The 19221-nt window shown below is 64.4% G+C and carries 15 protein-coding genes; 7 read left to right on the top strand and 8 right to left on the bottom strand.

Annotated elements, in window-relative coordinates; genetic code table 11:
• Positions 1 to 134: 134 nt before the first annotated feature.
• Both P6U29_RS28820 and P6U29_RS28815 read left to right on the top strand, forming a co-directional pair.
• Complete coding sequence (locus P6U29_RS28820; RefSeq protein ID WP_407113688.1) at positions 135 to 3314, top strand: efflux RND transporter permease subunit; 3180 nt, start codon at positions 135 to 137, stop codon at positions 3312 to 3314.
• Positions 3301 to 4503: an efflux RND transporter periplasmic adaptor subunit gene (locus P6U29_RS28815; protein ID WP_407113686.1), complete on the top strand. Its 1203-nt coding sequence runs from the start codon at positions 3301 to 3303 to the stop codon at positions 4501 to 4503. Before P6U29_RS28820 ends, P6U29_RS28815 begins: the two co-directional genes overlap by 14 nt.
• Before the next feature lie 208 nt (positions 4504 to 4711).
• Here the strand turns inward: P6U29_RS28815 and P6U29_RS28810 are convergent, their stop codons facing one another.
• Together P6U29_RS28810 and P6U29_RS28805 are read right to left on the bottom strand one after the other, a co-directional pair.
• Positions 4712 to 6229, bottom strand: coding sequence for an acetyl-CoA acetyltransferase (locus P6U29_RS28810; RefSeq protein WP_407113684.1), 1518 nt, complete (start codon positions 6227 to 6229; stop codon positions 4712 to 4714).
• 116 nt (positions 6230 to 6345) lie between these two features.
• A complete protein-coding gene (locus P6U29_RS28805) occupies positions 6346 to 7479 on the bottom strand; it encodes a nitronate monooxygenase (protein ID WP_407113683.1) in 1134 nt (377 codons plus the stop codon).
• A 350-nt stretch (positions 7480 to 7829) separates the two neighbouring features.
• Between P6U29_RS28805 and yghU the strand changes: the two genes are divergently transcribed.
• On the top strand, positions 7830 to 8702 hold the full coding sequence (gene yghU / locus P6U29_RS28800) for a glutathione-dependent disulfide-bond oxidoreductase (RefSeq protein WP_407113681.1): 873 nt from the start codon (positions 7830 to 7832) through the stop codon (positions 8700 to 8702).
• A 78-nt stretch (positions 8703 to 8780) separates the two neighbouring features.
• Here the strand turns inward: yghU and P6U29_RS28795 are convergent, their stop codons facing one another.
• The 3 genes from P6U29_RS28795 to P6U29_RS28785 form a co-directional block, all read right to left on the bottom strand.
• Positions 8781 to 10058 (bottom strand): acyl-CoA dehydrogenase family protein, encoded by a 1278-nt coding sequence (locus P6U29_RS28795; protein WP_407113679.1) that lies wholly within the window; start codon positions 10056 to 10058, stop codon positions 8781 to 8783.
• A 367-nt stretch (positions 10059 to 10425) separates the two neighbouring features.
• Complete coding sequence (locus P6U29_RS28790; protein WP_407113677.1) at positions 10426 to 10806, bottom strand: VOC family protein; 381 nt, start codon at positions 10804 to 10806, stop codon at positions 10426 to 10428.
• Positions 10807 to 10916: 110 nt separating this feature from the next.
• Complete coding sequence (locus P6U29_RS28785; RefSeq protein WP_407113675.1) at positions 10917 to 11696, bottom strand: SDR family NAD(P)-dependent oxidoreductase; 780 nt, start codon at positions 11694 to 11696, stop codon at positions 10917 to 10919.
• 166 nt (positions 11697 to 11862) lie between these two features.
• Between P6U29_RS28785 and P6U29_RS28780 the strand changes: the two genes are divergently transcribed.
• The 3 genes from P6U29_RS28780 to P6U29_RS28770 are packed head-to-tail and all read left to right on the top strand — an operon-like array spanning position 11863 to position 14015.
• Positions 11863 to 12651, top strand: a complete 789-nt coding sequence (locus tag P6U29_RS28780; RefSeq protein WP_407113673.1) for an enoyl-CoA hydratase/isomerase — start codon at positions 11863 to 11865, stop codon at positions 12649 to 12651.
• The gene (locus P6U29_RS28775) at positions 12648 to 13634 is read left to right on the top strand and encodes a phosphotransferase family protein (RefSeq protein ID WP_407113671.1); all 987 of its coding nucleotides are present in this window, start codon (positions 12648 to 12650) and stop codon (positions 13632 to 13634) included. Before P6U29_RS28780 ends, P6U29_RS28775 begins: the two co-directional genes overlap by 4 nt.
• Positions 13635 to 13637: 3 nt before the next feature.
• Entirely contained in the window at positions 13638 to 14015 is a 378-nt protein-coding gene (locus P6U29_RS28770; RefSeq protein WP_407113669.1) for a DUF6285 domain-containing protein, read from the top strand.
• 112 nt (positions 14016 to 14127) lie between these two features.
• Here P6U29_RS28770 and P6U29_RS28765 read toward each other — a convergent pair whose 3' ends face one another.
• Positions 14128 to 14907, bottom strand: coding sequence for an enoyl-CoA hydratase-related protein (locus P6U29_RS28765; RefSeq protein ID WP_407113667.1), 780 nt, complete (start codon positions 14905 to 14907; stop codon positions 14128 to 14130).
• Positions 14908 to 15119: 212 nt separating this feature from the next.
• On the opposite strand from P6U29_RS28765, the gene P6U29_RS28760 reads away from it, so the two are divergent.
• Positions 15120 to 16394, top strand: coding sequence for an acyl-CoA dehydrogenase family protein (locus P6U29_RS28760; protein WP_407113665.1), 1275 nt, complete (start codon positions 15120 to 15122; stop codon positions 16392 to 16394).
• Between the two features lie 118 nt (positions 16395 to 16512).
• Here the strand turns inward: P6U29_RS28760 and P6U29_RS28755 are convergent, their stop codons facing one another.
• Positions 16513 to 18090: a fatty acid--CoA ligase gene (locus tag P6U29_RS28755; RefSeq protein WP_407113663.1), complete on the bottom strand. Its 1578-nt coding sequence runs from the start codon at positions 18088 to 18090 to the stop codon at positions 16513 to 16515.
• A gap of 237 nt (positions 18091 to 18327) precedes the next feature.
• Complete coding sequence (locus tag P6U29_RS28750) at positions 18328 to 19200, bottom strand: SDR family oxidoreductase (RefSeq protein WP_407113662.1); 873 nt, start codon at positions 19198 to 19200, stop codon at positions 18328 to 18330.
• Positions 19201 to 19221: the final 21 nt, after the last annotated feature.

The following is a 19221-nucleotide window of genomic DNA, read 5'->3' as shown; positions in this document are numbered from 1 at the left end:
GTGCGGTAGCAGGGAAGTGAATGCGTGAAAGCCGCCGGGGATTAGCGTTTCCGACGGTGCTCAGGTAAAGGGGGAAAGGGGATCGCCGTGGGGGCGGAATCCTTATCCTCGCTTGACCTGGAATTGCCTGGCGCATGATTGCTCTGGTCCGTATTGCCCTGAGCCGGCCTTATACGTTCGTCGTGCTAGCGCTGCTGCTGCTGATCATCGGACCGCTCGCGGCGCTGCGGACCCCGACCGACATCTTCCCGGACATCCGTATCCCTGTCATCGGTGTGGTCTGGCAGTACACAGGGCTGCCGCCGGACCAGATGTCCGGCCGCATCACCACGCCTTTCCAGCGCGCACTGACGACCACGGTCAACGACATCGAGCATATCGTCGCCAACTCCTACAACGGCTTTGGCATCATCAAGATCTTCTTCCAACCCAACGTCGACATCCGCACCGCCAACGCGCAGGTGACCGCGATCTCGCAGACGCTGCTCAAGCAGATGCCGCCGGGTGCGACGCCGCCCTTGATCCTGAACTACTCGGCGTCCACCGTGCCGATCATCCAGGTGGCGCTGTCAGGTGAGGGGCTCACCGAGCAGAATCTCGCCGATATCGGCATCAACCAGCTTCGCACCCCGCTGGTCACCGTGCCCGGCGCGGCGATTCCCTATCCATTCGGCGGCAAGCAGCGCCAGGTCCAGATCGACCTCAATCCCACCGCGCTCCAGGCCCGCGGCCTCTCGGGCCAGGACGTCGCCAATGCGCTGGCCGCCCAGAACCTGATCACGCCGGTCGGCACCCAGAAGATCGGCCAGTTCGAGTACAACATCCAGCTCAACAACTCGCCGCTCCGGATCGACGAGCTCGGCAATCTGCCGATCAAAACCGTCAACGGCGCCATGGTCTATGTGCGCGACGTCGCGTCCGTGCGCGATGGCAATCCGCCGCAGACCAACATCGTCCATGTCGACGGCAACCGCTCGGTGCTGATGATGGTGCTGAAGGCGGGCGCCACCTCGACGCTCGATATCATCGCCGGCATCAAGCAGAAGGTGATCGACGTCAAGGACCAGATGCCGGACGCGCTGAAGATCGGCTTCATCGGCGACCAGTCGGTGTTCGTCCGCGGCGCGATCGAGGGCGTGGCCTTCGAGGGCGTGATCGCGGCGCTCCTCACCAGCGTCATGATCCTGTTGTTCCTCGGCAGCTGGCGCTCGACGATCATCATCGCGGTCTCGATCCCGCTCTCGGTGCTGGGCGCCATCATCATGCTGTCGGCGATCGGCGAGACGCTGAACATCATGACGCTCGGCGGCCTCGCGCTCGCGGTCGGCATCCTCGTCGACGACGCCACCGTCACCATCGAGAACATCAACTACCATCTGGAGCAGGGCAAGCCGGTCGAGCAGTCGATCCTCGACGGCGCCAACCAGATCGTGACGCCGGCGTTCGTCTCGCTGCTCTGCATCTGCATCGTCTTCGTGCCGATGTTCTTCTTGACCGGCGTCGCGCGCTTCCTGTTCGTGCCAATGGCTGAAGCGGTGATGTTCGCGATGATCTGGTCGTTCATCCTGTCGCGCACGCTGGTGCCGACCATGGCGAACTACCTCCTGCAGGCGCATGTCCATCACGAGGGCGCCCCGCCGAAGTCACGCAATCCTTTCGTCTGGTTCCAGCGCGGTTTCGAGGCGCGGTTCGAGCGCATCCGTAGCGGTTACCGTGGCCTGCTCGGCCTTGCACTGGCGCACCGTGCGGTGTTCGTGATCGGCTTCCTCTGCGTGGTCGGCGCGTCCTTCGCGCTGGTGCCGTTCCTCGGCCGGAATTTCTTTCCCGCGGTCGATGCCGGCAACATCCTGATGCATGTCCGCACGCAAGTAGGCACCCGCGTCGAGGAGACCGCCAACCAGCTCGCCGACGTGCAGAAGGCAGTTCGCAAGCTGATCCCCGGCGAGATCGAGACCATGACCGACAATATCGGCATGCCGATCTCCGGCATCAACATGACCTACAACAACACCGGCGTGATCGGCCCGCAGGACGGTGACATCCAGATCAAGCTGAAGGAAGGCCACAAGCCGACCGAGGAGCATGTCAAGGTGCTGCGTGAGCAGCTGCCGCGGCTGTTCCCCGGCGTCAGCTTCGCGTTCCTGCCGGCCGACATCGTCAGCCAGATCCTGAATTTCGGCGCGCCGGCGCCGATCGACCTGCAGATCCGCGGCGCCAATCTCAGCGCCAACTTTGCCTATGCCAACAACCTGCTGGCCAAGGTCCGCAAGATTCCGGGCGTTGCCGATGCGCGCATTCAGCAGTCGCCGAACAATCCCACCTTCAACATCGATGTCGATCGCACCCGCGCGCAATATGTCGGCCTGACCGAGCGCGACGTCACCAACAGCCTCGTGGTCAATCTCGCCGGCTCCTCGCAGGTGGCGCCGACCTACTACCTCAATCCTGATAACGGCGTGTCCTACTCGATCGTGATGCAGACGCCGCAATACCAAATCGATTCGCTCAGTGCGCTGCAGACGCTGCCGATCACGGCTGCCGGCAATGCGCAGTCGCCGATCCTCGGCGGCATCGCCGACATCAAACGCTCGACGTCGAGCGCGGTGGTATCGCAATATGACATCCAATCGATGGTGCAGATCTTTGCCACGACCTCGGGCCGCGATCTCGGCGCGGTCGCCGCCGACATCCGAAAAGTGATTGCCGAGACCGCCAAGGACGTGCCGAAGGGCTCGTCCGTGGTGCTGCTTGGCCAGGTGCAGACCATGAACAGCGCCTTCACCGGCCTGCTGTTCGGCCTGCTCGGGGCCGTCGTGCTGATCTACTTCCTGATCGTCGTGAACTTCCAGTCCTGGTCCGATCCGTTCGTGATCATCACCGCGCTGCCGGCCGCGCTCGCCGGCATCGTCTGGATGTTGTTCACGACCGAGACCACGCTGTCGGTTCCGGCGCTCACCGGCGCCATCATGTGCATGGGCGTTGCCACCGCCAACAGCGTGCTCGTGATCTCCTTCGCGCGCGAGCGCTACGAGGAGCTCGGCGATCCCATCGCCGCCGCGCTTGAAGCGGGCTTCGTCCGGTTCCGCCCCGTCCTGATGACCGCGCTCGCCATGATCATCGGCATGGCGCCGATGGCGCTGGGACTGGGCGAAGGCGGCGAGCAGAATGCGCCGCTCGGCCGCGCCGTGATCGGCGGCCTGATCTTTGCAACCTTCGCCACGCTGATGTTCGTCCCCGTGGTGTTCAGCATGGTCCACAAGAAACAAGGCGCCAAAGCCGCCGCCGCATTGGAGACTCCGCATGTCGCCCACTGAACCCCGCTCTGCGGTGTCGCACCGGAAACTGGGCATCTTCGGCGTGGTGACGCTGATTGCGGCAGGCCTTGTCGTCGGCACTGGCATCAGGGCCCGCGAGGAGCAGGGCATCAAGCTGAAAGAATGGACTGACGATCAGGCCGTTCCGAGCGTGGCGGTGACGCTGCCCAGCGCTAAGGACCTCAACGCCACCATCGATCTGCCGGGCCGGCTGGAGGCCTACTACCGCGCGCCGATCTTCGCGCGCGTGTCGGGCTACCTGAAGAGCTGGAGCGCCGACATCGGCGCCCGCGTCAAGGCGGGTCAGGTGATTGCCGAGATCGAGGCGCCCGACCTCGATCAGCAGCTGCTGCAGGCGCGCGCCGATCTCGCCAGCCAGCAGGCCAGCGCCAGGTTGTCGGAGGCAACGCTCAACCGGCGCAAGACGCTGGTCGCCTCCAACTTCGTCTCGGCGCAGGAGATCGACGAGCGCACCGCCGACCTCTCCAACAAGAACGCCGCCGTCAATTCGGGCAAAGCCAATGTCGAGCGGCTGGAAGCGCTGGCCGGCTACAAGAAGATCACCGCGCCGTTCGACGGTGTCGTCACCGCGCGCGACACTGACGTCGGTGCGCTGATCAATGCCGGCGGCGGGTCGGGTCCGGCGATGTTTGTGATCTCCGACATCACCAAGCTGCGCGTCTACGTCAACGTGCCCCAGAATTACGTGCCGGCGATCAAGATCGGCGCCAAGGCCACGATCACGCTGCCGGAATATCCGAACCGCACCTTTCAGGCAACGGTGGAGGCCTCCTCGCAGGCCGTCGACGTCGCCTCCGGCACCACGCGGATGCAGCTCGGGCTCGACAATTCCTCGGGCGAGCTGATGCCCGGCGGCTATGCCAGCGTGAGACTGAACCTCCAACGTGACGCCGCGCCGCTCAGCATTCCCGCCAGCGCCCTGATCTTCAACGGCAGCGGTTTGCGCGTTGCGACCGTCGGTGCGGACGACAAGGTGCTGTTCAAGCCGGTGACCATCGCGCGTGACCTCGGCCGCGAGATCGAGCTGGCCTCAGGGATTGCCGCGGATGACCGCGTGATTACCGCTCCGCCTGACGGCCTCTCCGATGGCGATCAGGTCCGCGTCGTCGGCGCCGGCGCCAAGGGCAAGCCGGCGACGGCATCGGAGAAGCAGGCGCCGCGGAGCTAGCTCAGTTTTGTGCCTCGGACGCGGCGCAGTGTCGTAGGGTGGGCAAAGGCGCATTGCGCCGTGCCCACCATTCTCTCTGAAATCGCAGAGTTATGGTGGGCACGCTTCGCTTTGCCCACCCTACGAGATCTGTGCCGTGTTGCTTTCTGGGTCCCGGCTCTGCGGAGCGGCATTGCATGCCGCACCGTGTCCGGGACACGAGAGCTGGCTACGCCGCCCGCCACTCCGGCACGCCATCCCTAGCCATCGCGATTTCGCCGAGCGAGCCCACCGGCGTCCGCTCCATGTCGAGCAGATGCGCCAGCGTCGCGCTATCGCTCGCCGGAATTCGCGCCAACGTGCGGCGGTCATCCTGCGTCCGCAGCATCACCACGCCGTGCTCGACATCGCCGCCACGGCCGTAGAGCACCGTAAAGCTCTCGACTTTGCCCTTGCCCGAAGCCTCCGTCACGAATTCCGGCACAATGCGCTTGTTGCTGTCGGCCTCGCCTTGCACGCTGGTCTCCTGCGCCAGCGTCTCGCGCGGCGGCGTCATCGACACCACCAGCGCGTGGTGCTTGGTGACGAAGCCGCCCTGGCCGTAGAGCAGGCCGAGTCTTGCGCCGCCGCGCACACGCCGCACCATCGCGCAGGCCGCATGCGTCATGTAGGTGTTGAGCGGAGCGCCAAAGAAGGTGAGGCCGCCGGTCACGGTCGGCTGCACATCGGCAGAAAGGCCCAACGTCCGCCGCGCCATCTTGGGCACGCATGGAAAGCAGCTGTAGAGCTCGATCGCGTCAAACTTCCTGCCGTCGCCGCCGACGAGGTCCATCACGCTCCTGAGCACCGCGTTCTGCGGATGGCTCTCGTAAAACTGGTCGCGCAACAGATAATCGCGCGGCTCTTCCGCCGAGGCGCCGCCAAGCGGATAGACCAGTCTGTCCTCGGGAATCCCGGCCGCCCGCGCCTTGGCAAGACTGGTGAGCAGCAGGGCACCACCCATGTTGACGCTGGGATTGGCGACCATCAGCTTGTTATAGGGCCACGCGATCAGGCGGTTGTCGGCGGTCGGGGTCGTGATCTCCTCGGGCGCGTAGCGCCGCTTCAGCCAGGCATTGGGATTTTGCGCGGCGGCTTCCGAATAGCGCGACCACAGCGTACCGGACTCCGCCATCGCGTCGCGCGGCGTCTGGCCCCAATGCGCAGCGGAGGCCGCCTCGTAGAAGGGATAGACCGTGACCGGGCGGAACACGCCGAGCTTCACCGCCAGCGGCTTCTGGAACGCCGCGCCGCGCTTGGGTTCCTCGACATCATGGGCGAACGGCGTCCATGGCAGCTTGACGCCAGCGCGCTCCGCCTTGGTCGCGGTCGACTGCGCCTCCGCGCCGCACACTGCGGCCACGCCGCATTCCCCGCGCGCGATGCGCTTGGCGGCCTCGTGAATGTAGCGGATCGGACTCTCCCCGCCGACCGGGCCGTAATAGCAATGCGCGGGCGAGATGCCGAAGCGTTGCGCCAAAAGCTTCTCGGGATCACGATAGCGCCAGCTCAGAAAGTTGACGACGTCGAGCGACTGCACCTCGCCGAGCAGCTTTGCGCCGGAATCAGCCTCGGCGCGCCGCAGTGCCTGTTCGAGCAGATCGAGCGGCTCGAGACCATCGGTGATCTCCTTTGGGCGGTCGACGATCTCGCCAATGCCGACGATGACGGGGATGCGGTCTTCGGCAACCTTGTTCTTATCTGTCATGCTTCAATTCACGATGTTACTTGTTTCGTCATTGCGAGCGCAGCGAAGCAATGCAGACTGTCTCTGTGGAAAGATCCTGGATTGCTTCGCTGCGCTCGCAATGACGAGTCGGGTTGTCACTCCGCCACCAGCGCATTCATGTGCTCGACGGCTTCGGCGAACTCTTCCTTGAACTCCTGCACCACGGCACCCGCCGATTTCACGCTGTCGATCAGGCCGACGCCCTGGCCGACGAAATAGCTGACGAGATCGCGCGCCTTGGCGTTGCCGCTTGCGGCGGCTCGGTCGATGGAATGGAAGGCGTCGCGGCTGATGATGCTCTGCAGCGGCATCGGAAGCGCGCCCGGGCTGTCCGGCGCGCGGTCCCAGGCATCGGTCCAGACCGAGCGGAGCTGCCGTGCCGGCTTGCCGGTGCGGCCTTTCGAGCGCACCGCATCGCGCGAGGACGCCGCGATCATCTTCTCGCGGAAAATCTCGGTAGTTTCGGCCTCGACGGTCGCAAGCCACACCGAACCGGTCCAGACGCCGGCCGCGCCCATCGCCATGCACGCCGCCATCTGCCGTCCGGTCATGATGCCGCCGGCCGCCAGCACCGGCACGTCGCGGACCTTTTTGATCGCCTTGATCACCTCCGGCACCAGCACCATGGTCGAGACCTCGCCGCAGTGACCGCCGGCCTCGGTGCCCTGCACCACGAGGATATCGATGCCGGCTGCGACCTGGCGCAGCGCGTGCTCCTTGGCGCCGACCAGCGCTGCAACGGGGACGCCGTGTGTCTTGCCCATCTCGATCATCGCCTTCGGCGGCACGCCCAGCGCATTGGCGATCAAGCGGATCGGATGATTGAAGGAGACCTCCAGCAGCTGAAGCGCGGTCTTCGCATCGAACGGCGGCGGCTGGTTGTCCGCGACCTCGGTGGTGGTGAGCTCGATGTCGTATTTCTTCAGGAGATTTCGCGTGTAATCGCGATGCTCCTGCGGCACGCGCGCTTCCAGGCTCTTCCAGGTGACGTCCTTCTCGCCGGCGGTCGAGATGTTTTCGGGGATCAACACGTCGATGCCATAAGGCTTGCCATCGACGTGATCGTCGATCCACTTCAGCTCGCGCTCGAGCGTATCGGGCGTGTGCACGGTCGCGCCCAGCACGCCGAAACCGCCGGCGCGGCTGACGGCGGCGACGACATCGCGGCAATGACTGAAGGCGAGCAGTGGGAATTCGATCCCCAGCATGTCGCAGATCGGCGATTTCATGGCTCTCTCCCGGCAGCAACCTTCGCGTTCTCGTTGGCTTCGGAGCGATGCGAGACGACGCTAGCTGATCCCCACCTGCGATGCCATGCCGGATTCGACGACGCATCTTGCGTGTAGACGTCGTGCGATTACGCCTGCAGCGCCGACGTCTACTGGCGGATCAGTGACGAGGTCGCCACGGTGACGCCGTCATTCCGGGCTCGCCCTGCGGCCGCCCCGGAATGACGGCGCGGAGGGGGTGCCATGACAAAACGTAGAGTTGGCCCGTCCGACAATGCATTTCGGCGCCCTTGTCACCGGCCGTTCGCGGGTTAATTAATGCAGGCGCATCTATCTGCCGGAGCCCTTGCATGACTGACACCCCTTACGTGCCGCCCAAAGTCTGGACCTGGAACAAGGAGAATGGCGGGCAGTTCGCCAACATCAACCGGCCCATTGCCGGCCCCACCCACGACAAGGAGCTGCCGGTCGGCAAGCATCCCCTCCAGCTCTATTCGCTGGCGACGCCGAACGGGGTGAAGGTCACGGTGATGCTGGAGGAGCTTTTGGCGCTCGGCCACAAGAGGGCCGAATACGACGCCTGGCTGATCAGGATCGGCAACGGCGAGCAGTTCGGCAGCGGCTTTGTCGGGATCAATCCGAATTCGAAAATCCCGGCGCTAATGGACCGCTCGGGTCCGGAGCCGATCCGGGTGTTCGAATCCGGCTCGATCCTGCTCTACCTCGCCGAGAAGTTCGGCGCCTTCCTGCCGAAGGACATCAAGACCCGCACCGAGGCGATGTCCTGGCTGTTCTGGCAGATGGGCAGCGCGCCCTATCTCGGCGGCGGCTTCGGCCATTTCTATGCCTATGCTCCGACGAAGATCGAATACGCCATCGACCGTTTCGCGATGGAAACCAAGCGCCAGCTCGATGTGCTCGACCGGCGCCTTGCCGATAACGAATATCTCGCGGGCAAGGAGTACACCATCGCCGACATGGCGGTGTGGCCCTGGTATGGCGCGCTCGCCAAGGGGCTGGTCTATGGCGCCGGCGAATTCCTCTCGGTGCAGGACTACAAGAACGTGCAGCGCTGGACCGACCAGATCGCCAAGCGTCCGGCCGTGAAGCGCGGCCGCATGGTCAACCGCGTCTCCGGCGATCCCGCGAGCCAGCTCCACGAGCGTCACGACGCATCCGATTTCGAGACCAAGACGCAGGACAAGCTCGCGCCCGCGACGTAGCTCAAACGGCGTAGGGTGGGCAAAGCGAACGCGTGCCCACCACTTCTTACGAGGTCACGGTGGTGGGCACCTAGTGACTCACGCCATGCTCAGCTCGTGGCGGCCGACCACCATCCAGTGCACCTCGTCCGGGCCGTCGGCGAAGCGCAGGTGCCGCACGTCCTGGTACATCTCGGCGAGCGGGGTCCAGTGCGAGATGCCGGTGGCGCCGTGCATCTGGATGGCCTGGTCGATGATCTTGCAGGCACGTTCGGGCACCATCGCCTTGACCATGGAGACCCAGACGCGGGCCTCCTTGTTGCCGAGCACGTCCATCGCCTTGGCGGCTTTCAGCACCATCAGCCGCATCGCCTCGATCTCGCAGCGCGCCTGCGCGATGATCTGCATGTTGCCGCCGAGATGGGCGATCTTCTTACCGAAGGCTTCGCGGGTGAGGCCGCGTTGCACCATCAAATCCAGCGCCTTCTCGGCCTTGCCGATGGTGCGCATGCAGTGATGGATACGGCCGGGACCGAGGCGGAGCTGCGAGATTTCGAAACCGCGGCCTTCGCCGAGCAGGATGTTCTCCTTAGGGACTCGCACATTGTTGAAGCGCATGTGCATGTGGCCGCGCGGGGCGTGGTCCTGGCCGAACACGTACATGGGGCCGAGCACCTCGACGCCGGGCGTGTCGCGCGGCACCAGGATCTGCGATTGCTGCTTGCTCGGCGGTGCATCGGGATTGGTCTTCACCATCACGATGAGGATCTTGCAGCGGGGATCGCCAAGACCTGAGATGTAGTACTTCTCGCCGTTGATCACCCATTCGTCGCCGACGAGTTTCGCGGTCGTCGAGATGTTCTTTGCGTCGGAGGAGGCGACATTCGGCTCGGTCATGACATAGGCGGAGCGGATCTCGCCATTGAGCAGCGGCTTCAGCCACTTCTCCTTCTGCTCCTTGGTGCCGACGCGCTCCAGCACCTCCATGTTGCCGGTATCGGGCGCCGAGCAGTTCATGGTCTCGGACGCCAGCGGGCTCTTGCCGAGCTCGGCGGCGATGTAGGCGTAGTCGAGATTCTTCAGGCCCTGGCCGGTCTCGTCGTCGGGCAGGAAGAAGTTCCAGAGGCCTTCCTGCTTGGCCTTGTTCTTGGCCTTCTCCAGCACCTCGAGCTGCTTCGGCGTAAAGCTCCAGCGATCCTCCTTGCCTTCGCCGGCCTTGGCGAACTCGATCGACATGGGATCGACGGTGTCGCGGATGAACTTCTTGACGTGGTCATAGAGCGGCCGGACCTGGTCCGACATCCTGAGGTCGTTGAGCTCGTCGCCGGGATTGAGTGTGTAATTGGTGGTGCGGGGAATGTAGGCGTGTTTTGTCATTGTTCCTCCCGGGGACGCTGAGATCGTTCTGGGCGCAAGAATAGTCGCAGCGCCGCCAAAGTGCGAGCGCGCATTTTTCGCGCAAGCCATGCCATGCGATGGAATATCGCGAGGGCGTTTGAAATGTTGTTTGAATGGGGCGTAGGGAGGCGGCAGGCGTGCGCCTCACTCTCCGCTGTCATCGCCCGGCGAAGACCGGGCGATCCAGTATTCCAGAGACCGCAGTGATGAATCGAGACGCCGCGGCGTACTGGATGCCCCGGTCCCGTCTTCGCCAAGGCTACGCCGGGGCCACAAGGGTGCTCGGCGCGCCGGAGCTTTAGCGAAGGCGGCAAGCCGGAGCATGACAGCTGTGGGTGTGGCTAGATCACGCCGGCAGCCGATGCATCGCGCAGATCTTGTTGCCGTCGAGATCGCGCAGATAGGCGAGGTAGAGCTTGCCGCCGGGGCCCTGGCGCACGCCGGGCGGATCCTCGATCGACTTACCGCCGGCCGCGATACCGGCTGCGTGCCATTTGTCGACCTGTTCCGGCGAATTGCAGGCAAAGCCGATCGTGCCGCCATTGGCGCAGGTCGCCGGTTCGCCGTTGATCGGCTTCGACACCGAGAACACGCCGGTCTTGGTGATATAGAAAATGCGATGGCCGTCGACCTTGGCCGGCCGCACCTCGAGCGTGCCGAGCAGCTTGTCGTAGAACGCCTTGGCCTTGTCGAGATCGTTGGTGCCGATCATCACGTGTGAGAACATTTGCCATTCCCTCAGAGTTTGTAGCCCGGATGGAGCGAAGCGAAATCCGGGTCTTGCTTGCTTTTGGCCGTCCCGGATTGCGCTGCGCTCCATCCGGGCTACTTGAAATCTCAAAAAGCCGTATAGCCGCCGTCGATCACGAACGTATCCGCCGTGTGATACGACGACGCCTTGCTCATCAGATACACCGCGATGCCGCCGAAATCGGATGCTTCGCCGAAGCGCCGCATCGGAATCCGCGGCATCACATTGGCGACGAACTTGTCGTTGGCCATGAGCCCTGCGGTCATGTCACTCTTGATCCAGCCCGGCAGGATCGCATTGGCGGTGACGCCGTAACGCGCCAGCTCGACGCCGAGCGCGCGCACCAGCGCGTTGATGGCGGCTTTGGTCGCGGCATAATGCTCGTTGCGCGCGGTGCCGAAGATCGAGGCGAGGCTCGAGGTCGCAACCAGCCGCCCGAAGGGATCGCCGGCATTGGCACGTTCGGTCATGTGCTTTGCCGCGACCTGGAACGCGTGGAACACGCCGTCGAGATTGGTCGCGAACATCGTGCGCCATTCCTCCTCGGTGCGCTCGATGAAGGACCGCCGGCCGCCGCCGCCGATGCCGGCATTGGCAAAGCAGCCGTCGACGCGGCCGAAAGTGTCGAGCGTCGCCTTCATCGCCGCATTGACCGAGGCCGGGTCGGTGACGTCGCAGACGCGAATATCCACCTTCCCGGCAAGGCCGGCCAGGCTCGCGGCAGCACTCTTATTCTTGTTGGGATTGCGGCCCCAGATCGAGACGTTGCAGCCTTGGGCCGCGAGCGCCTGCGCGATGCCGAGGCCGATGCCGCCATTGCCGCCGGTGATTACGGCGACGCGGCCGGAGAGGTCGAAAATAGTCATGGCGCGTTTCCTGTTTCTTGGTCTGCGGCCCATCAGCCGCTGCGCGCAAGATTGCTTGCTATGCTCTGATCACCATGGACAAGACCGCGACAAAAATCAAATATGCGCCCCGGCAAAATGAATTCCGGTCTGCGAAACTGACGCAGGCGCAACTGACGAGGAAACCATGCAGTTCAAACACGTCACGCTCGATTTCGATGGCTCGGTCGCAATCCTCAGGCTCGACCATCAGGAGGTGATGAACGCGATCTCCGTGGACATGCTGGGTGGCCTTGCCGAGGCGCTCGATACGATCGAGGAGAAGAAGGATGAGGTGCGCTGCGTCGTGCTGACCGGCGCGGGCCGCGCGTTCTGCACCGGCGCGAATCTCCAAGGCCGCAACAACCAGTCGAAGAAGACCAAGGCGGGTCTGACGCTGGAGACCGGCTTTCACCCCTTCCTGCGCCGCATCCGCAACCTGCATTGCCCCATCATCACCGCGGTCAACGGCCCGGCCGCCGGCGCCGGCATGAGCTTCGCGCTGCTTGGCGACATGATCCTGTGCGCACGCTCGTCCTATTTCCTGCAAGCTTTCCGCCGCATCGGGCTGGTGCCGGATTGCGGCTCGACCTGGCTCTTGCCGCGCCTCGTCGGCCGCGCGCGCTCGATCGAATTGTCGCTGATGGGCGAGCGGCTGCCGGCCGAAAAGGCGCTGGAATGGGGTCTCGTCAACCGCGTCTATGACGACGGCGTGCTGATGGAGGAGGCGATGAAGCTCGCACGCGAGCTCGCCAGCGGCCCGACGGTCGCGCTGTCGCTGATCCGCAAGCTCTATTGGGACAGCCCGGAAAATTCCTTCGAGGATCAGCTCAATCTCGAATTCCAGTGCCAGCTCCGCGCCGGCGACACCCAGGATTTTCGCGAGGGCGTCGGCGCGTTTCTGGAGAAGCGTCCTGCGCAGTTCAAGGGCAAATGATCGAGGCGGAGCTCTCACGCAGCGTCGCGCGCTGGTGCCCGGGCGCGACCGGCGTCACAGGCGCCGCAAAACTGTCCGGCGGCGCCAGCCAGGAGACCTGGCGCTTCGACATCGTGCATCCCGATGGTGTCATCGGTGCGATCCTGCGCCGCTCGCCGAAGGGCTATGGCGCAGCGCCGACGCGGGCGGCCGGTCTTGCCGCCGAAGCACAGCTAATGCAGCTCGCTTATGAAGCCGGCGTGCCGTCGCCGCGCGTGATGCATGTGCTCACGCCGGAGGACGATCTCGGCACCGGTTTCATCATGCAGCGGGTCGAGGGCGAGACCATCGCGCGCAAGATTCTTCGCGATGAGGAATACGCGGCGGCGCGGCCGCTTCTTGCGCGGCAGATCGGCGGCATTCTCGCTGGCCTCCACAGGCTGCCGCAGGACAAATTGCCTGCGCTGCGCAGCCGGGCGACGACACAGGAGATCGGCGAGTTCGAACGCGACTATCGCAGCCTGAACTGGCCCAAGCCCGTGTTCGAGTTGGCATTGCGCTGGCTGCGCGACCACGATCCCGGTCCCACGGCCGAGACCACGCTGGTGCACGGCGATTTCCGCAACGGCAATCTCATCATCGGCCCGGACGGTATCCGCGCGGTGCTCGACTGGGAGCTCGCTCATCTCGGCGATCCCATGGAGGATCTCGGCTGGGTCTGTGTGAATTCCTGGCGCTTTGGCGAGATCGACAAGCCGGTCGGCGGGTTTGGCACGCGCGAGGAATTGTTCGCGGGCTATGAGGCCGCAGGCCGCAAGGTCGATCCTGCGCGCGTCAAGTTCTGGGAAGTGATGGGCACGCTGCGCTGGGGCATCATGTGCGGCGGCATGATGCAGCGCTTTCGCGAAGGGCCGGACCATTCCATGGAGCGCGCCATGATCGGCCGCCGCGCCAGCGAGACCGAGATCGATCTGTTGCGGCTCTTGGCGCCGCGCGGGAGCTGACGCATGCAGGACGAACCGACCCCGATCGAGCTGACGAGAGCCGTCGCCGATTTCCTCCGCAACGACATCGCGCCGCTGATCTCCGGCCACCACGCGTTCAAGCTGCGCGTCGCCATCAACATCCTCGATCTCGTGACGCGGCAGCTGACGCGGGAGGCGGAGAGCGATGCTGCGGAGGTGGAGCGGCTGCGCGCGCTGCTCGGCATGGACGGCTCCGTCGCCGAGCTCAACCGCGCGCTCGCCGATCGCATCGCAAAGGGTGAGGTCGATCTTGCAACACCCGGCCTTGCCGAGCATCTGTGGGCGACCACGATGGACAAGCTCGCGGTCGATCAGCCGAACTATGCCTCGTACAAGCGCGAGCTGTCGCGAGGCGCCTAGACGCTCTCGCCGTCATTGCGAGCGAAGCGAAGCAATCCAGGGGCTTTCCGCACGGGCAGTCTGGATTGCTTCGTCGCAAGAGCTCCTCGCAATGACGAGCGGAAGGACAGTTCTACTTCCCCACCCATTTCGGCGGCCGCTTTTCCGAGAACGCCTTCGGGCCCTCGATATAGTCCTGCGAGGCCACCATCGCCTTCACCGCCGGATACTCGCGCTGCTCATCGATCGCCTGCTCCAGCGAGACGCCAAGCCCCCGCTGGATCGCCTGCTTCGAAGCCCGGATCGACATCGGCGAGTTCTTGGCGATCATCTCGGCCCAGCGCAGCGCGCCCGCGAGCGCCTCGCCTTGCGGCACCACCTCGTTGACGAAGCCGAGCTCGAGCCCTTCCTTGGCGCTGACATGGCGCGCGGTGAGGATCATGCCCATGGCGCGCTTGAGGCCGATCTGCCGCGGCAGACGGTGCAGGCCGCCGGCGAGTGCGGCGAGGCCAACGCGCGGCTCGGGCAGGGCGAAGGTTGCGTTCTCCGAAGCGATGATGAGGTCGCAGGCCAGCGCGATCTCGAAGCCGCCACCCATGGCAACGCCGTTCACGGCGGCGATGATCGGCTTGTCGCAGTCGAAGCGCGAGGTGAGGCCGGCAAAGCCGCCCTTGTCCCAGCCGCGCTTGCCGCCGGCGGCCTGCCACTTGAGGTCGTTGCCGGCGCAGAACGCCTTGTCGCCGGCGCCTGTGACGATCGCGATCCACTGCTCGGGATCGGCGGAGAAATCGTCGAAGACCTTCTGCAGTTCGAAATGCGCGTCGGTATGCAGCGCGTTGTAGACCTCGGGCCGCGACAGCGTCACGATCGTGATCGGTCCGTTGCGTTCCACCTCGGAAAATTTCAGCTCCATCGCGCGCTCCCGCATTTTTCTTCTGAAGGATATCGGCGTCATACTAGCGCGCGTCGGCTCTTGAGCACCAGCGAATTGCGCTGGTGCGCTTTGCGCAGCCGGCACATCTCGGCTTGCTTGACTTGCGGCGGCTCTTCTCACCTTAATCGTGCGAAGCAAAGACGCGCCTAGCGCCTCAACGCAAAACGATAAAATCAATCCGGGAGAGAACCGTGGATTTCTCATTGCCTACCGATCTCGTCGCCTATCTCGGAGAGCTCGACCGTTTCATCGAACGCGAGATCAAGCCGCTGGAGGAGGCTGACGACAACATCCGTTTCTTCGACCATCGCCGCGAATGGGCGCGTACCGATTTCGAGAATGGCGGTCTGCCGCGGCATGAATGGGAAGCGCTGCTGCGCAAGGCGAAGGACCTCGCGGACGCCGCCGGGCATCTGCGGTTCCCGGTGCCGAAGCAATATGGCGGCAGGGACGGCTCCAACCTCTGGATGGCGGTGATCCGCGAGCACTTTGCCGCCAAGGGGCTCGGCCTGCACAACGATCTCCAGAACGAGCACTCGATCGTCGGCAATTTCCCCGTCGTCACCATGCTCGACCGCTACGGCCGCGACGACCAGAAGGCGATGATCGACGGTTCGATCAGGGGCAAGTACCGCATCACCTTTGGCCTCACCGAGCCGCATCACGGCTCGGACGCCACCCACATGGAGACGCGCGCGGTGCCCGCGAACCGCGACAACGTCAAGGGCTGGATCATCAACGGCGAGAAGATGTGGACGACAGGCATGCATGTGGCCACGCACTGCGCGCTGTTCGCGCGCACCAGCGGCAATGATGGCGATGCCCGCGGGATCACCTGCTTCCTGGTGCCCGCCAAGAGCCACGGCGTGAAGGTCGAGGAATACATGTGGACCTTCAACATGCCGACCGACCATCCGCGCGTCAGCTTCACGGATGTGTTCGTGCCCGAAGATGCGCTGTTCGGCGAGGTCGGCCGCGGGCTCTCCCTGGCGCAATGTTTCGTGCACCAGAACCGCATCCGCCAGGCCGCGAGCTCGCTGGGCGCGGCCGTCTACTGCATCAACGAGAGTGTCAAATACGCCCGAGAGCGAAAACCGTTCGGCAAGGCGCTGGCAGAGAACCAGGCGATCCAGTTCCCGCTGGTCGAACTCGCCACGCAGGCCGAGATGCTGCGCCTGTTGATCCGCAAGACCGCCTGGGAGATGGACCAGCTCACCGAGGAGCAGATCGAGCGCACGCTGTCCGATCGCGTGTCCATGTGCAACTACTGGGCAAACCGTCTCTGCTGCGAATCCGCCGACCGCGCCATGCAGGTCCATGGCGGCATGGGCTACTCACGCCACAAGCCGTTCGAGCACATCTACCGCCACCACCGCCGCTATCGCATCACCGAGGGCAGCGAGGAGATCCAGATGCGCAAGGTGGCCGGGTTCCTGTTCGGCTATATGGGGCCGGGGAAGCATTGATGCTTGCACCGGTTTCGTTGGGTGGGCAAAGCGAAAGCGTGCCCACCGTTCTTTTTTGCAAACGAAGAACGGTGGGCACGGCGCTTTGCGCCTTTGCCCACCCTACGGCACCGCGCAATCAATTCACCCTTCGATCCTTCCCCGTCCAATACGGCTCGCGCAATTGCCGGCGCAAAATCTTGCCGCTCGGATTGCGTGGCAGCGCCGGCAAGAACTCCACGCTCTTCGGCGTCTTGTAGCCGGCGATGCGCTCGCGGGTGAAGTTGATGATGTCGGTTGCAGTCGCCTCTTTGCCGGGCTTCATCACCACGACGGCCTTCACCGCTTCGCCCCATTTATCGTCGGGCACGCCGATCACGGCAGCTTCCGCGATATCAGGATGATCGCACAGCGCGCTTTCGACCTCAGCGGGGTAGATGTTCTCGCCGCCGGAGATGATCATGTCCTTGATGCGGTCGTGGATGTAGAGATAGCCGTCCTCGTCCATGTAGCCGGCATCGCCGGTGCGCAACCAGCCGTCACTGCGCAGCGTCGCGGCGGTCGCCTCCGGCAAATTCCAGTAGCCGGCCATGTTGGAGCCCGAGCGCGTCGCGATCTCGCCGACCTGCCGCGGCGGCAGCGGCTTGCCGTCCGCGTCCAGAATCGCAATCTCGACACCCGGCAGCGCCTTGCCGGCCGAGCGCATCCGCTCCAGCCCTTCGACATGGTCCTCCGGTGGCAGCGCGACGATGGTGCCGGTCGTCTCGGTCATACCGTACATCTGCACGAATCCGCATTTGAAGACCTCAATGCATTCCTTCAGCAGCGCCGCCGGGATCGGCGAGGCGCCGTACAGCATGTATTTCAGCCGGGAGAAATCGACCGTCTTCGCGCGCGGCTGCCGCACCACGAATTGCATCGCCGCCGGCACCATGAACAACTTTGTGATGCCCGACTGCTCGAAGAAATCCAGCACCTTGGTCGGATCGAACTCGCGCGCGATCACGCCGCGGGCGCCGTGATAGAGCCCCATCACGCCCCATCCCGAACCGCCGATATGGAAGATCGGCATCGCCACCAGCGAGACGTCGTCGGTTGACCACCGGTTCCACTCCGGCTTGTCCTCGGCATTGCCTGTCTGCACGAGATTGAGGAAGTTCGCGTGCGAGAGCATCGCGCCTTTTGGTTTGCCTGTGGTGCCCGAGGTGTAGAGCTGGATCGCGATGTCCTTGGTGTCGATCGGCACGTTCGGATCGTCGTCGCTCTGCGCATCGCGCCATGCCATAAAATCCGGCCATTCCGGCGCGCCGCCCTCGGTGCTGATGACGGTGCGCACGCTGGGTATCTGATCTCTGATCTGGCGAACCTGCGTGATGAATTCCGGCCCGACGAACAGCACCGGCGCCTTGCAATCCGAAACGATGAAGGCGACCTCGGGTCCGGCGAGCCGCCAGTTCACCGGCGCCATCACCACACCGGCCTTCATCGCGCCCAGCAGCAGCTCGAAATAGAGATCGCTGTTCTTGCCGAGATAGGCGATGCGGTCGCCCTTCTTCACGCCCATTGCGATCAAAGCGTTGGCGACCTTGTTCGTCTTGACGTCGAACTCGGCAAAGCTGGTGGTGCGGCCCTCGAACTCGTAGGCGATGGCATTGCGGCGGCTCTTCGCGCGCTCGCGCACCATGTCGGCGAGGTTCGCCAGAGGCTGTGTGGACATGTTTCTCCCGTACGTCTTGTTTTTATGAAGCGGAGTGTGGCGTCATCCGCGGGTGAAGACAATACGGAGAGTGCGTGCCTGGTTTTGTGTCCCGGACGCGGCGCAGCACGAAGTGATGCGCCGCTGAGCCGGGATCCAGCATGCGGCGAGATGGACCCCGGCTCTGCAGCGCACCACGCCACACCGGACGATGCTTCGCATCGCCGGGGCGTGCTGTGCTGCGTCCGGGGCACGAGATCACCCCCGCTTCGCGCGGTCCTTCTCGTTCTGCGCCATGATGCTCTCGCGCGCGGTCTTCCAGTCGTCGTCGCTCCAGTCGCGGAGCTGGTAGAAATTGCCGCCCATCGCGAGCGCCTGGGCGCCGTCCATGGCGATGGTCTCGCCGTTGATCCAGTCGCAGCCGCCGGAGATCAGGAACACGGCGAGGTTCTGCAGCTCCTCCATGGTGCCGACGCGGCCCATCGGGTTCATCGCCTTGGTGCGTGCGCCGGCTTCATCTCCCGGCTTGATGCGCTTGCTCATGCCCTCGGTCGGGATCTCGCCGGGGGCAATCGTGTTGAGGCGGATGCCGTAGCGGCCCCATTCGGTGGCGAGCGACATCGTCATGGCGTGGACCGCCGACTTGCTCATCGCCGACGGCACCACATAAGGCGAGCCGTTGCGCACCCAGGTCGTGGTGATCGAGACGACGTTGCCAGGCTGCTTCAACGCGATCCAGCGCTTGCCGATCGCATGCGTCACGTAGAACGTGCCGTGCATGACGATGTTGGCGACCGCATCGAAGCCGCGCGGCGAGAGCTCTTCGGTGCGCGAGATGAAGTTGCCGGCGGCATTGTTGATGAGATCGGTGAGGGGGCCATCGCGAAAGATGGTCTCGATCATCTCCTCGACCGCGAGCGCGTTGCGGATGTCAACGCCGTGGCTGGTGACGCGGCCGCCATACTCGGCCATCAACTCGGTCGCAGTCTCGTCGCACACGATCTTGCGCCGGCCGCAGATATGCACCTCGGCGCCGAGCTGCAGGAAGCGCGCCGCCATCGACTTGCCAAGGCCGGTGCCGCCGCCGGTCACGAGAATGCGCCGTCCGGCCAGAAGATTTTCCTTGAACATCGCTGTTTCTCCCGTACGGAT

Origin of the sequence: Bradyrhizobium sp. LMG 9283, from assembly GCF_045571415.1 — a bacterium.
Lineage (GTDB): Bacteria > Pseudomonadota > Alphaproteobacteria > Rhizobiales > Xanthobacteraceae > Bradyrhizobium.
Note: the sequence above shows the minus strand (reverse complement) of the source record. Positions and strands in the feature narration are given on the sequence as shown.

Coding starts and splice junctions, on each gene's coding strand:
- P6U29_RS28755 (WP_407113663.1), bottom strand. CDS start 18,090: ATGTCCACACAGCCTCTGGCGAACCTCGCCGACATGGTGCGCGAGCGC.
- P6U29_RS28820 (WP_407113688.1), top strand. CDS start 135: ATGATTGCTCTGGTCCGTATTGCCCTGAGCCGGCCTTATACGTTCGTC.
- P6U29_RS28750 (WP_407113662.1), bottom strand. CDS start 19,200: ATGTTCAAGGAAAATCTTCTGGCCGGACGGCGCATTCTCGTGACCGGC.
- P6U29_RS28775 (WP_407113671.1), top strand. CDS start 12,648: ATGATCGAGGCGGAGCTCTCACGCAGCGTCGCGCGCTGGTGCCCGGGC.
- P6U29_RS28810 (WP_407113684.1), bottom strand. CDS start 6,229: ATGACAGATAAGAACAAGGTTGCCGAAGACCGCATCCCCGTCATCGTC.
- P6U29_RS28770 (WP_407113669.1), top strand. CDS start 13,638: ATGCAGGACGAACCGACCCCGATCGAGCTGACGAGAGCCGTCGCCGAT.
- P6U29_RS28785 (WP_407113675.1), bottom strand. CDS start 11,696: ATGACTATTTTCGACCTCTCCGGCCGCGTCGCCGTAATCACCGGCGGC.
- P6U29_RS28815 (WP_407113686.1), top strand. CDS start 3,301: ATGTCGCCCACTGAACCCCGCTCTGCGGTGTCGCACCGGAAACTGGGC.
- P6U29_RS28795 (WP_407113679.1), bottom strand. CDS start 10,058: ATGACAAAACACGCCTACATTCCCCGCACCACCAATTACACACTCAAT.
- P6U29_RS28790 (WP_407113677.1), bottom strand. CDS start 10,806: ATGTTCTCACACGTGATGATCGGCACCAACGATCTCGACAAGGCCAAG.
- P6U29_RS28805 (WP_407113683.1), bottom strand. CDS start 7,479: ATGAAATCGCCGATCTGCGACATGCTGGGGATCGAATTCCCACTGCTC.
- P6U29_RS28765 (WP_407113667.1), bottom strand. CDS start 14,907: ATGGAGCTGAAATTTTCCGAGGTGGAACGCAACGGACCGATCACGATC.
- yghU (WP_407113681.1), top strand. CDS start 7,830: ATGACTGACACCCCTTACGTGCCGCCCAAAGTCTGGACCTGGAACAAG.
- P6U29_RS28780 (WP_407113673.1), top strand. CDS start 11,863: ATGCAGTTCAAACACGTCACGCTCGATTTCGATGGCTCGGTCGCAATC.